At 71.6% G+C, this 12604-nt stretch carries 11 protein-coding genes and 1 riboswitch; of the genes, 1 reads left to right on the top strand and 10 read right to left on the bottom strand.

The window, feature by feature from the left end; all coding sequences use genetic code 11:
- Positions 1 to 55 precede the first annotated feature (55 nt).
- The 7 genes from arsH to JL100_RS02180 are packed head-to-tail and all read right to left on the bottom strand — an operon-like array spanning position 56 to position 6877.
- Positions 56 to 769 (bottom strand): arsenical resistance protein ArsH, encoded by a 714-nt coding sequence (arsH, locus tag JL100_RS02150; RefSeq protein WP_202684426.1) that lies wholly within the window; start codon positions 767 to 769, stop codon positions 56 to 58.
- Positions 762 to 1196, bottom strand: a complete 435-nt coding sequence (arsC, locus tag JL100_RS02155) for an arsenate reductase (glutaredoxin) (protein ID WP_202684427.1) — start codon at positions 1194 to 1196, stop codon at positions 762 to 764. Before arsC ends, arsH begins: the two co-directional genes overlap by 8 nt.
- A 33-nt stretch (positions 1197 to 1229) precedes the next feature.
- Positions 1230 to 2333, bottom strand: a complete 1104-nt coding sequence (locus JL100_RS02160) for a hypothetical protein (protein WP_202684428.1) — start codon at positions 2331 to 2333, stop codon at positions 1230 to 1232.
- Positions 2334 to 2369: 36 nt separating this feature from the next.
- Positions 2370 to 3110 carry an ABC transporter ATP-binding protein gene (locus tag JL100_RS02165; protein ID WP_202684429.1) on the bottom strand — a complete coding sequence of 247 codons (741 nt, stop codon included), beginning with the start codon at positions 3108 to 3110 and terminating at the stop codon, positions 2370 to 2372.
- Complete coding sequence (locus JL100_RS02170; RefSeq protein ID WP_202684430.1) at positions 3107 to 4831, bottom strand: branched-chain amino acid ABC transporter ATP-binding protein/permease; 1725 nt, start codon at positions 4829 to 4831, stop codon at positions 3107 to 3109. The genes JL100_RS02165 and JL100_RS02170 overlap by 4 nt, the downstream gene beginning before the upstream one ends.
- A gap of 34 nt (positions 4832 to 4865) precedes the next feature.
- Positions 4866 to 5741 carry a branched-chain amino acid ABC transporter permease gene (locus JL100_RS02175; protein WP_202684431.1) on the bottom strand — a complete coding sequence of 292 codons (876 nt, stop codon included), beginning with the start codon at positions 5739 to 5741 and terminating at the stop codon, positions 4866 to 4868.
- A complete protein-coding gene (locus JL100_RS02180) occupies positions 5738 to 6877 on the bottom strand; it encodes an ABC transporter substrate-binding protein (RefSeq protein ID WP_202684432.1) in 1140 nt (379 codons plus the stop codon). Before JL100_RS02180 ends, JL100_RS02175 begins: the two co-directional genes overlap by 4 nt.
- A gap of 56 nt (positions 6878 to 6933) precedes the next feature.
- Positions 6934 to 7034, bottom strand: a riboswitch (TPP riboswitch).
- Positions 7035 to 7189: 155 nt separating this feature from the next.
- Here JL100_RS02180 and JL100_RS02185 point away from each other — a divergent pair.
- Complete coding sequence (locus JL100_RS02185; RefSeq protein WP_202684433.1) at positions 7190 to 9373, top strand: methyl-accepting chemotaxis protein; 2184 nt, start codon at positions 7190 to 7192, stop codon at positions 9371 to 9373.
- Here the strand turns inward: JL100_RS02185 and JL100_RS02190 are convergent.
- From JL100_RS02190 to deoA, 3 genes are read right to left on the bottom strand one after another with little or no spacing between them, the layout of a single operon-like run.
- Positions 9306 to 10349, bottom strand: coding sequence for an adenosine deaminase (locus JL100_RS02190; protein WP_202684434.1), 1044 nt, complete (start codon positions 10347 to 10349; stop codon positions 9306 to 9308). The two genes, JL100_RS02185 and JL100_RS02190, sit on opposite strands and share 68 nt — an antisense overlap.
- On the bottom strand, positions 10346 to 11266 hold the full coding sequence (locus JL100_RS02195) for a DMT family transporter (RefSeq protein WP_202684435.1): 921 nt from the start codon (positions 11264 to 11266) through the stop codon (positions 10346 to 10348). Before JL100_RS02195 ends, JL100_RS02190 begins: the two co-directional genes overlap by 4 nt.
- A gap of 3 nt (positions 11267 to 11269) precedes the next feature.
- Positions 11270 to 12592: a thymidine phosphorylase gene (gene deoA, locus JL100_RS02200; protein ID WP_202684436.1), complete on the bottom strand. Its 1323-nt coding sequence runs from the start codon at positions 12590 to 12592 to the stop codon at positions 11270 to 11272.
- Positions 12593 to 12604: the final 12 nt, after the last annotated feature.

Below are 12604 nucleotides of genomic sequence, written 5' to 3' on the forward strand. Positions count from 1 at the left end.
GGCGGCGTCCCGCCGCCCAAGGTGCGCGGGACGCGCACCCTCCCACGAGGCGCCATCACATCTTCTCCGGCAGCTTGAACGCCTCCTTGCGCTCGCTGTAGCGGTCGACCAGATAATCGGCCCGGTCGCGCAGCAGCCAGGTGAAGCGCACAAGCTCCTCCATCACGTCCACCACCCGGTCGTAGAGCGGCCCTGGAAGCATCCGGCCGGCCTCGTCGAACTGCTCGTAGGCCTTCGGCACGCTCGACTGGTTGGGGATGGTGACCATGCGCATCCAGCGGCCCAGGATGCGCAGCGTGTTCACCGCGTTGAAGCTCTGCGAACCGCCGGAGACCTGCATCACCGCCAGGGTGCGGCCCTGGGTCGGCCGGACCGAGCCCTCCGACAGGGGGAGCCAGTCGATCTGGTTCTTGAACACGCCGGTCACGGTCCCGTGCATCTCGGGGCTGCACCAGACCTGGCCTTCCGACCAGATCGACAGGTCCCGCAATTCCCGCACCTTGGGATGGTCGGGGCCGACGCTGTTGGCCATCGGCAGCTCGCGCGGGTCGAAGATGCGCGTCTCGGCCCCCATCGCCCGCAGCAGCCGATCCGCCTCCTCGACCAGCAGCCGGCTGTAGGAGCGCTCCCGCAGCGATCCGTAGAGCAGCAGGATGCGCGGCGGATGGGTCATCCGCGCGGCCGGTTCCAGCCGCGCGGGGTCGGGCTGCCTCAGCAGTTCCGGCTTGAGGGCGGGCAGCGTGTCGGGGGGAGGGGCGAGGTCATCCATGGCCCGGTCCGATCCGGCGGCCCTGCTCGTCCACGACAGGCTCGCCGTCCTCCTTGGCGAAGGCGCCCCGCTGCGGCGAGGGCAGGATGTCCAGCACGGTTTCCGACGGGCGGCACAGCTTCACGCCCAGGGGAGTGACGACGATCGGGCGATTGATCAGGATCGGGTGCGCCATCATGGCGTCGAGCAGCCGGTCGTCGTCCAGGTCCGGATCGTCCAGGCCCAGCTCGTCGTAGGGCGTGCCTTTCCGGCGCAGCACGTCGCGCACGGCCACGCCCATCCGGCGGATCAGGTCCTTCAGCTCGTCGCGGCTTGGCGGCGACTTCAGGTACTCGATCACCACCGGCTCCTCCCCGCTGTTGCGGATCAAGGCCAGGGTGTTGCGCGAGGTGCCGCACTTGGGGTTGTGGTAGATCGTGACGGTCACGAGTCCTGCTCCCGTAGCCAAGTCCGCGGGCGGTCAGTTCTGCGCCGGCGGCGATGCCGGCGGCGCCGGCTGGCCGGCCTGGGGCGGCTGTTCCGAACCGAGCTTGCGGACGACCTGGGTCAGCCCGTCGCGCGCCTTCCTGGCCAGCTCCACGTCGGCGTCGGACGCCTCGTGGAAGAAGACGTTGAAGACGTTGTCCTGGCTCTTGAAGAACAGGATCGCGACGTTGATCTTGCCCTCGGGCGGGGTGCAGGTGACCATGGCGGTCCGCAGGGTCACGCGCGGCAGGGTCTCGACCGCGGCGGGATCGGCGTTGAACTCACCGCCGCAACGCTGCTTCAGGGCGTCCAGGTAGTTGGTCGTGAGCGTCGCGAAATCCGCGTCCGGCGGGGCCCGGTGACCGCGCACGCCGCCGAATACCGGTCCCAGCCGCCACGCGAAATCGGCCGGGCGGCGGTCCTCCGGGACGTTCGCCAGCGACAGCGGCACCGCCTGGCGCAGGCCGGCGGCGTCGAGCAGCGCCCGTAGCCCTTCCGGCAGGATGACCGCGACCGGCTTGGCGCCGCCCTGGGCGCCCGGCTTCGGCCCGCCCCCCGAGACCCCCTGCTGGACGCAGCTGCGCAGGTCGCCCAGCGCCTTGGCCGTACCGCGGAGCTGGAAGATCGCCGTGTCGGTCGGCCCCTGCATGATCAGGCGGCTACCCTTGCGCATGCCCTCGTACAGCTCGTCGTCCTTGCCGGTGGGGACCACCAGCAGGTCCGGCTCCATCGCGACGGCGGTGAAGTTCCGCCTGAGCGTCTCGTCGACCCGGACGCTCATGGGGAACTTGGTCCCCTGGGTCATGCCGGCGCCGGGGATGCCGATCAGGATGTTGGTCTCCCCGTTGGGATTGCGGGCGAACACCAGGGCCAGCTTGTTGTCGAAGCGGTTCTCCGCGACGCAATAGACGAACTTGCCGTTGGGGTCGGCCACGGGGCCGCCGCGCCAGTCGCCGATCGGCGCTCCGGTCAGCTGGGCGCCGCCCGGTGCCTGAACCACTTGGGCGCCTCCCGGCGCCTGGGCCAGTGCTGCGGAGGGTAGGCCGCTCGACAGGCCGATGGCGGCGCCGAGCGCTAGAGCGAGAAGATGAGACTGCACGTTCAATATCCGGCTGCGCTGGGAGTTGGCGGCAGGCTATAGGGCCGGCCGGCCCGTCGCAAGGGGATTGCCCATAAAGTCCGGATCGGCCTCCAGCCGCCGCCGCAGGTCCGCGGCGCTCCCGGTTTCCGCCAGCCTGCCCAGCCGGAGCCATGCGCCGAGGTCGGCCGCCTCCAGCGCGCGGGCCGCCGCCTGCTCCGCCAGCAGGACCGCCGTGCCTCCTGCGGCGATCTCGCGCACCGTCGCCATGACCTGCGCCGTCAGCAGGGGCGACAGCCCGAGGGACGGCTCGTCCAGCAGGAGCAGGCGGGGCTCCCCCATCAGCGCGCGGCCGATCGCCAGCATCTGCTGCTGCCCGCCGGACAGCCGCCAGGCCCGCTCGCCCGACTTGGCCCGGAGCTGGGGGAACAGGGCGAAGACGCGGTCCAGCAGCGCCATGCGGGCCGCGGCCGGCGCGAAGCTCGCCACCTCCAGGTTGTCGCGCACGCTCATGCCGGGAAAGACCCTGCGGCCCTCCGGCACGTAGCCGATGCCCAGGCGCGCCCGCCGCTCGGGCGCCAGGCGGGTGATGTCGGACCCGTCCAGCAGGACCCGTCCCGCCGCCGCCGGCAGCAGGCCGATCACCGCCTTCAGCAGGCTGGACTTGCCGGCGCCGTTGGCCCCCAGAAGGGCCAGCACCTCGCCCGGCCTGACGTCGAGCGAGACGCCGTCGACAACAGGGGCGCCGCCGTAGGATACGGACAGGCCGGAAAGCGCGAGCAGCGGCAGGGGGCTCATGGCGCCTCCGGCCCGGGCGACCCCAGGTAGGCAGCGCGCACGCGGGGGTCGCGCCGGATCGCGTCGGGCGTCCCCTCGGCGATGACGCCGCCCTCGTCCAGGCAGGTAATCCGGTCTGCCAGCGGCAGCAGGAAGGGCATATTGTGCTCCACGATCAGCACGGCGGCGCCGTCGTCGGCCGCCGCCCGGAGCAACCGGGCAAGCCCGGCCTGCTCGGCCTCGGTCAGGCCGGCGGCCGGCTCGTCCAGCAGCAGGACGGCTGGTTGCCGGGCCAGGGCGCGGGCCAGTTCCACCCGCCGCCGCAGCCCCGGCGGCAAGGTCGCGCAAGGCTCGCGGGCGAGGTCGGCGGCGCCGGCCCGTTCCAGGACCCGTTCCAGGAAATGCATCGCGTGGGCTTCCGCCGTCCGGACATCGCCGTCGAGGGTGATCCGCGCCGCCGCCACCGCTCCCAGCGCGTCCACCCCGGGCGGCAGGCTGGCGGTCTGGAAGGTCCGGGCGACCCCGGCCCCCGCGATCCCGTGCGGCGCCCGTCCGGTCAGTTCCACGCCCCGCACGTACAGCCTGCCGCCGTCCGGCTTCTCCAGGCCGGTCACCAGGTTGATCAGCGTCGTCTTGCCCGAGCCGTTGGGGCCGATCACTCCCAGGATCTCGCCGGGATCGATCGCCAGCGAGACGCCGTGGACCGCCCGGACGCCGCCGAAGGACTTGGAGAAACCCTCGACATACAGCACCGGTCCGCGGAACGGGGCCGCCGGCCGGGGCTCTGGCGCCAGCGGGGCCGGCGGCGGGCGGGGCGGCTCCGGCAGCCAGCGCGCGCGCAGCCGCTCCGCCAGGCCGACCAGTCCCCACGGCGCCGCCACCACCGTCGCCAGCAAGGCTACGCCGTACAGCAGCAGGTAGCCGCCCTCCATCCAGCGGAACCATTCCGGCAGCTGGGTCAGCAGGACGGCACCGGCCAGTGCGCCCGCGACCCGGCCCAGCCCGCCGATCACCGCCATGGTCAGGATCGTGACCATGACCGGGAACTCCAGCACCTCGGGCGACACCACCCGCTGGATATGGGCGGCGAGCGCTCCCGCGGCGCCGGCATAGGCGGCGCCGAGGACGAAGCATTCCAGGCGCAGCCGGTCGATGTCGATGCCCAGCGTGCGGGCCGCCGCCGGCGTGTCGCGCATCAGGGGGAAGGCAAGGCCGCGCAGGCCCCGCCCGATCCGCCACGCCGCCAGCGCGCCCAGCGCCACCAGGGTCCAGACGAACAGCGCCAGGGGCAGGCCGCGCCCGGGGCGCCAGCCGAACAGCTCGACGCCCGGCACGCCGGCTATCCCGTTGGAGCCGCCGGTCAGACCCTGCCACTCCACCGCGGCGAGCAGCACCACCTGCCCGATGCCGAGCGTCGCCAGGGCGAAGTAATGGCTTTCCAGCCGCAGCACCGGCGCCGCGACCGCCAGGGCCAGCAAGGCCGGCGCCAGGATCGAGAGCGGGAAGGTCGCCTCGAAGCCGAGGCCGTACCGGCTGCCCAGGATGCCGGTGGCATAGGCCCCGATTCCATAGAAGGTGCCCTGCGCCAGCGACAGGGCGCCGGCATTGCCGAAGATCATCTGGTAGCCGATCACGGCCAGCGCATAGACCCCGGCCACGGTCAGCACCCGCAAGCCATAGGGATCGGCGACCAGCAGCGCGTAGGCCGCGAGCGCCGCGCCGGCCGCCGCGAGCAGCGGCATGGCGCCTCTTCCGGGAATCATCGTGAACCGGTTCTCAGGCACGGCTGCGGGCCGCCTCGCCGAACAGGCCCTGGGGACGCACCGCCAGGATCGCCAGCAGCGCCAGGTACAGCGCCGCCGTCGCCGCCGAGTAGGACAGGGTGGCGGACACCAGCACCTCGAACGCGGCGATCAGCAGCGCGCCGGCGACGGCGCCCGGGACCGATCCCCAGCCGCCGATGGTCACGGCGATGTAGGCCTTCAGGATCAGCCCGCTGCCCGAGGTCGGCGTCACGAAGAACTGGTTGGACAGCAGCAGCCCGGCGGCGCCCGCCAGGGCGGCGCCCAGCGCGAACGTCGCGGCGACCATGACCGTCACGGGGATGCCGCAGGCCCGCGCCATCTCCGGGTCCTGGGCGGTCGCCCGCAGGCGCCGGCCCAGCTGGGTGCGGGCGAACAGCCAGTGCTGGCCCAGGATCAGCAGGCCGGCCACCGCCACGACCGCGAGCGACTGCTTAGGCACGAGCAGGCCGGCGATCTCCAGCGTTCCGCCCCCGAACAGCGGCGGCGCCGCCTTCGGCTCCGGCCCGAACAGCAGGGTGGCGCCGTTCTGCAGGATGATACCGACCGCGATGGTGCTGATGAAGACGCTGACCGGCGGGCGGTGCCGAAGCGGCAGGTAGGCCAGCAGCGACACCAGCAGCCCCAGCGCCGCCATCAGCGCCGCCACCAGCGGCAGCAGCAGGATGCCGGGAAGGGGGATAAGGCCCGCCAGGGCCACCGCCAGGAATCCGCCGGCCATCACCAGGTCGCCCTGGGCGAAGTTGACGGCCGAGGTCGCGTTCAGCACCAGCACGAAGCCCAGGGCGACCAGCGCATAGGCGGCGCCCAGCGCCACCCCGTTGACCAGAAGCTGAGCGACACCCGTCACGGCGCCACGTCGTAGCGCTTGACCACCGCCGGAACGCGCGACGTCCCGTCGTAGCAGACGATGACGGCGGAATGGGCCATGTTGCCCCGGCCGTCGGAGCGGTAGGTCATGGCGAGCCCGCCGTAGGTCCCCTTGGCCAGCGCGTCGCGCACGGCCTCCGGCGTGTCCGCCCCCTTGGCCGCCGCGTCCAGCACCATGCGGATGCCGTCGTACTGGCCGAGCGCGAAGGCGTCCGGCTCGGTGCCGAAGGCCGCGCGGTACTCGGCGGTGAAGCGTTCCATCTCCGGCGAACCGCCCGACACCGGAGAGGCCGAGGTCTCGGCGCAGACGCCCTTCAGCTCCGTCGGCTCCAGCAGCGCCGCGGTGGAGGGCTGGTGCATCGCCGAGCCGGCGACGATCGGTACGCCGGGGTTCATGGCCGCCGCCTGCCGCACGAACAGCGCCGTCGGGCCGGAATGCAGGTGCAGGACCAGCACGTCGGGGTCGGCCGCCATGGCCTTGGTCAGCACCGGCAGCATGTCGCGGATGCCGGGATCGACGCCTTCCTCGAACACCGGCTCGACGCCCAGCTTGGCGAAGGCGTCGCGCAGGTGCGCCTGGCCGCTCTGGCCATAGGCGGTGGTCTGATAGATCACCGCCGGCCGGCGCTTGCCCAGCTCCTCCGCCACGTAGCGGGCATGGGCGGTCTTGGTGACCCCGTCGCCGGGGAAGAAGCGGAAGACCCAAGGGTTGCCGCGCTCCGTGATCGACGCCGTGCCGGACACCGTGACCAGGGGAATGCCGTACTCGTCGGCGAGCGGCAGCATGGCGAGCATCTGGGTGCCCAGCATGCTGGCGGCGACCGCGGTCGGCGCGCCGCGCCCGGCCGCCCGGACCAGCGCGGTCACCGCGCCTTCGGGGGAGGTGCCGGTATCGATCACCTCCGACCGCACCGAGAGTCCTTCGGGGGCGTGGCGGATCGCCAGGACGGCGCCGTTGCGCTGGCTGGTGCCCTCCAGCGCCAGGAAGCCGGTGACCGGCACCAGCACCGGAATATCCAGGTCTGCCGCGGCGGCGGGCCCAGTGGCGGGACCGGCGGCGGACGACAGGGCGGCGGCGAACGCGGCGGCGAACAGTGTGGACTTCCGGGCGGGCATCGTCGGTTCCCTTCCTCCTTGCGAAGCGGAAACCTGTGAGTGCCGCGATTTGCTCTTGGTCGGTCCCACGGGCTCCCTTCGCTGGCATGATCCAGATCAGGTTCTATGGGTATGATCTCAGCACGGGCGGATCGGCCCGGCACCCCAGCCTTCGTGACGCGACAGTGACAGTCCGGCTTGGCCCCGTCAAGGCTCGGCCAGCCCTATCCGAAGGAGATCGCTCGGCCGTTTGATCTAATACTTTTGACGTAGATCATTGCCGCTGCAACCCTGGCGCCCGATTGTCCGCGATTGCAACTGGGGGGATGACCAATGAACACTCGCGAGCTGTCCGACGCGCGGGCTCAGCCCGACGCGGCCCCGTCCCATGGCACGTCGGTCGAGCTGGCGCTCTGGCGGATCGACGGTGCCACGCAGCGCTCGCTCCGGCAGCTCGGCCCCCATGTCAACGCCGACCTGGACGGCATCCTCACCGATTTCTACGGCTTCCTGAAGCGCTTTCCCGAGACGGCGGAGCTGATCGCGGCGGAGGGCATGGTCACCCGCCTGATCTGCGCCCAGCAGGACCATTGGCACAAGCTGTTCGTCGAGGGCATCGACGCCGGGTACGTGGAGCGGGTTCAGCGGATCGGGTCGGCCCACCACCGGGTCGGGCTGAAGCCGCGGTTCTACCTCTCGGCCTATTCCTTCATCCTGGAGCGGCTGGTCCGCTCGGTGATCGAGCGCAACCGCTGGAGCCGGCACGCCGCGGCCGACCAGGCGGCGACGCTGATCCGCACCCTCCTGATGGAGGCGGAGCTGGCGCTCTCCGTCTATACCCACACGACGACCGAGCAGCACGTGACCGACGAGCTGCTCGACCTCGCCGACACCTTCGAGCAGGAGCTGGACGACGCGGTCCAGCTGGTCCGCCGCAAGGCGGAGGCGATGGAGAGGGCCTCGACCGAGGTGCTGGGCGCCGCCCGCATGGTCAGCGAGGACGGCGGCCACGTCGCCGAGGCGTCCCACGAGGCCGACGTCAATGCCCAGACCATCGCCGCCGCCACCCAGGAGCTTTCCGCTTCCATCGCCGAGATCTCGCGTCAGGTGGACCGCTCGACCGGGGCCGCCCAAGACGCCACTATCCGGTCCCAGGCCGCCCGCGACATCGCCAACAACCTGACCGACGTGTCCGACAGGATCGGCTCGATCGCCTCGCTGATCGAGAAGATCGCCAAGGAAACCCGCCTGCTCGCGCTCAACGCCAGCATCGAGGCGGCGCGCGCCGGCGAGGCAGGGCGCGGCTTCTCCGTCGTCGCGAACGAGGTCAAGCTGCTGGCCGACCAGACGAACCATGCCACGTGCAATATCCGGTCCGAGATCCAGTCCATGCAGAAGGCCATCGGCGACACGGTCAGCGCGATCGCCGACGTGGCCGGCCGGGTCGAGCTGGTCAACGACACCATCACCGCCATCGCCTCCGCCGTGGTCGAGCAGGACGCTGTCACCCAGGACATCGCCCAGACCGTGACCCAGACGGCCGACAGCGTGCGCCGGGTGCACGAGCGGATCGGCAGCGTCGCCACCCAGGCGGGACTGACCACAACGGTATCGACCCAGCTGCGCAACAACACGACCGAACTGGTCGAGCAGGTCGTCAACATCGAGAAGCGGGTGATCTCCAGCCTGCGCAACTCCCGCTTCGCCGAGCGCCGGCGCGCGATGCGCGTCACCGTGGACATAAAGACCGAATGCCGGATCGACGGGCGGACGGTGCCGGCCTGCGTCGAGAACATCTCCAGCGGCGGCGCCCAGGTCCGCCTGGCCGCCGGGACCGCCGCGCAGGGGAGCCTCGTCTCCTTCGACCTGCCGGGCATCGGCGAGGTCGCGGCCAAGGCGACGACCATCGAGGGGGAAGTGCTCCATGTCCATTTCGAGGACCTCGACCCTGCCGTCCAGGCCGCGCTGGCCGAGGCGCTGGACCGCTGGCACCGGGGCGACGAGGCGCTGATCCAGACCGTGCAGGCGGCGGCGCGCCAGATCTCCGGCCTGTTCGACGACACCATCGACGAGGGTGGCATCAGCGCCGCGGCGATGTTCTCCACCGCCTACCAGCCGATCCCCGGGACCGATCCCCAGCAGTACCTGACCGCCTACACCGACCTGTGCGACCGCCTGCTGCCGCCGATCCAGGAAGCTGTGCTCCAGAAGGAGACGCGGATCGATTTCTGCGTCGCGGTGGACCGCAACGGCTATCTGCCGACCCACAACCTCAAATATTCGCAGCCCCAGCGGCCGGGCGAGCCGGCCTGGAACACCGCCAACTGCCGCAACCGCCGCCTGTTCGACGATTTCACCGGCATCGCCGCCGCCCGCAGCCGAGCGCCGGCCCTGGTCCAGACCTATCGCCGCGACATGGGCGGCGGCAGGTTCCTGCTGCTGAAGGACGTCAGCGCCCCGATCCTGGTCCATGGCCGCCATTGGGGCGCCCTGCGGCTGGGCTGCCGGCCGACTTGATCGGCCCGAGCAGCCGGCCGCGCGTTTCGGCGTCCAGGAAGGCCGCTTCCAGCGCCGTCACCGTCGCATTGCGCAGGTACTCCTCACCCCAGCCGAACGCCTCCGCCGCGACCTCGTATTCGCCGCCCAGGGTGGTCGCGAAATAGGGCGGGTCGTCGCTGTTCAGCGTGACGGCGCAGCCGGCCGCGCGCAGGCGGTCCAGCGGGTGGTCGGCGTAGGAGCCGTACACCGCGGTGCGGATGTTGCTGGTCGGGCAGACCTCCAGCACGATGCCCTCGCCGGCGATCCGGCGGATCAGGTCGGCGTCCTCGATCGAGCGGACGCCGTGGCCGATCCGGCTGACCGGCAGGTGGTCCAGGGCGTCGCGCACGCTCTCCGGCCCGGCGGACTCGCCGGCATGGACGGTGCAGCCCAGGCCGGCGTCGTTCCGGGCGATGGTGAAGACCGGGGCGAAATCGGCGGCGGACAGGTGGTTCTCGTCGCCGCCCATGCCGAAGCCGGTCAGCAGCGGGTGCCGGTGCCGGGCGCAGGCTCTGGCGACCTCCAGCCCGCGCTCGACGCCGAAATGGCGCACGCAGGTGACGATCAGCCGGGCCTCGATGCCGAAATCGGCGCGGGCGTCCTCGAACCCCTGGACGATGCCGTCCAGGTGGTCCTGGAACGACAGGCCGGCCATCCTCGCGTGGTCGGGCGACGACATCACCTCCACATAGACGGCGCCCTCGGCGGCGCAGCGGCGCAGGTAATCGTATGTGACGTCGCGATAGTCCCGCGCGGTGCGGATCGCGGACGCGGCGTCGTCGTAGACCTTCAGGAAATGCAGGAAGTCGGTCCAGGCGAAGTGGCCCGCCTCCGTGAAGAGCCCAGGCGGCAGGGCCATGCCGTTGCGCTCCGCCAGCGCCCGGACCAGCTCCGGCGTGGCGGTCCCTTCCAGATGGACGTGAAGCTCGGCCTTGGGAATACCCGGCATGGTCATGGCACCACGGCTTTCTCTGTGGCTTCGATGACCGGCCGGGGCTGCCGGCGGGTCTCCCGGTGAAGGATATAGAGGCCGCTGGCCGAGACGATCAGGGCGCCGGTGATCACCGCCGAGGTCGGCACGTCGGCGAACACCAGGTAACCGAACAGGACTGCCCAGATCATCGCCGTGTACTCGAACGGCGCCAGCACGGCGGCGGGGGCCGAGCGGAAGGCCTGGGTCATCATGATCTGCGCGACGCCGCCCAGGATGCCGACGGCCGCCAGCAGGCCGAACCCGGGCAGGTCGGGCGTCCGCCAGTCCGCGGCCATGCCGATCGCCCCGACCGCGACGCCGGTCAGCGTGAAGTAGCAGACGATCGCCGCATTGGTCTCGGTCCGGCTCAGCTTCCGCACGAAGATCATGGCGAAGGCGTAGAACACGGCCCCCAGCAGCGGCACCAGCGCCACCGGGGTGAACATGCCGCTGCCGGGCTGGAGCATCACGACGACACCGAGGAAGCCGACCCCGACGGCGCTCCAGCGGCGCCAGCCGACATGTTCGCCCAGCATCGGGCCGGACAGCGCCGTCAGGAACAGCGGCCCCGCGAAATGGATCGCGTAGACGTCGGCCAGCGGCATGTGCTTGAAGGCATAGAAGAAGCAGACCAGCGCGCTGGCGCCGACCAGCGACCGCAGCACGTGCCCGCCCGGACGGGACGTCCGCAGCAGGCGGATGCCGCCCGAGGTCGCCACCAGCACGCAGAGCGGCAGCAGGCCGAACACCGAGCGGAAGAACACGATCTGGAACGTGCCGTAGCTGGCCGACAGCCACTTGATCAGCACGTCCATCACGGCGAAGGCCACCAGCGCCAGGGTCAGCAGGCAGATCCCGCGCAGGATCTCCCCCTGGGCGCTTCCTGTTTCCCGGGCCACCGTCTAGCGCGCCAGCCGACGGGCGATCGGCGGCACCGGCGCCGGGGCGGAGTGTCCCACGGCGAAGGCGGCGCGGACCGCGCCGGCCGCGGCCTCGGCGGCTTCCTCGGTCCTGGCATGCACGATGGCCAGCGGCGCGGCGTGCGGGCCGGTCGGCGTGCCCAGGCCCGCGACGTCGGACAGTCCGACCGCCGGGTCGATCGGGTCCTGGACGCGGGTCCGGCCGCCGCCCAGCGCCACCACCGCGACGCCCAGCGCGCGCGTGTCAACGGCGGTGACGAAACCCTCGTCGCGGATGCGGACCTCCCGCAGGAACGGCGCTTCCGCAAGGTGGATGTCGGGGTTCTCCAGCAGGTCTGCCGGACCGCCCAGCGCCGCGACCATGGCGGCGAACCGCTCCGCCGCCCTGCCGGTGGAGATCGCCTCGTCCACCATCACGCGGGCGGCGTCCGTGTCGCGCGCCAGGCCGCCCAGCACCAGCAGCTCGGCGGAGAGGCCGGCGGTCACCTCGTACAGGCGCCCGTCATGGCCCGCTCCCGTCAGCAGGTCGATCGACTCCCGCACTTCCAAGGCGTTGCCGGCGGTGCGGCCCAGCACCTGGTTCATGTCGGTCAGCAGCGCCACCGTCGGCATGCCGGCGCCGGTGGCGACCGTGGCGATGCTGTCGGCTAGCGCCAGCGCGTCGTCGAACTCCCTCATGAAGGCGCCGGAGCCGAACTTCACGTCCATGACCAAAGCGTCCAGTCCCGCCGCCAGCTTCTTCGACAGGATCGAGGCGGTGATCAGGTCCAGCGACTCGACCGTCGCGGTGATGTCGCGGACGGCATAGACGCGCTTGTCCGCCGGCGCGAAGGCGTCGGTCGCCCCGATGATGGCGCAGCCCACGTCGCGGACCACCCGCTCCAGCGTCGGCCGGTCGGGCAGGGAGACGTATCCGGGGATGCTGTCCAGCTTGTCCAGGGTGCCCCCGGTATGGCCGAGGCCGCGGCCCGAGATCATCGGCACGAACCCGCCGCAGGCGGCGACCACGGGGGCCAGGATCAGGCTGACCTTGTCGCCGACCCCGCCGGTCGAGTGCTTGTCCAGGACCGGGCCGGGCAGGCCGAGCGGCTTCCAATCCAGTACGGTGCCGGAACGGGTCATGGCGCGGGTCAGGGCGACCCGCTCCTCCAGGCCCATCTTGCGGAAGAACACGGCCATGCAGAAGGCGGCGATCTGCCCCTCGGTCACCGACCCGGCGGTGACGCCCTCGATGAAGCCCGTGATCTCGGCGTCGGAAAGGGTGCCGCCGTCCCGCTTCTTGCGGATGATTTCCTGAGGAAGCATGGATCGTTCCGT

This window comes from Skermanella mucosa, assembly GCF_016765655.2.
GTDB classification, from domain to species: Bacteria; Pseudomonadota; Alphaproteobacteria; order Azospirillales; family Azospirillaceae; genus Skermanella; species Skermanella mucosa.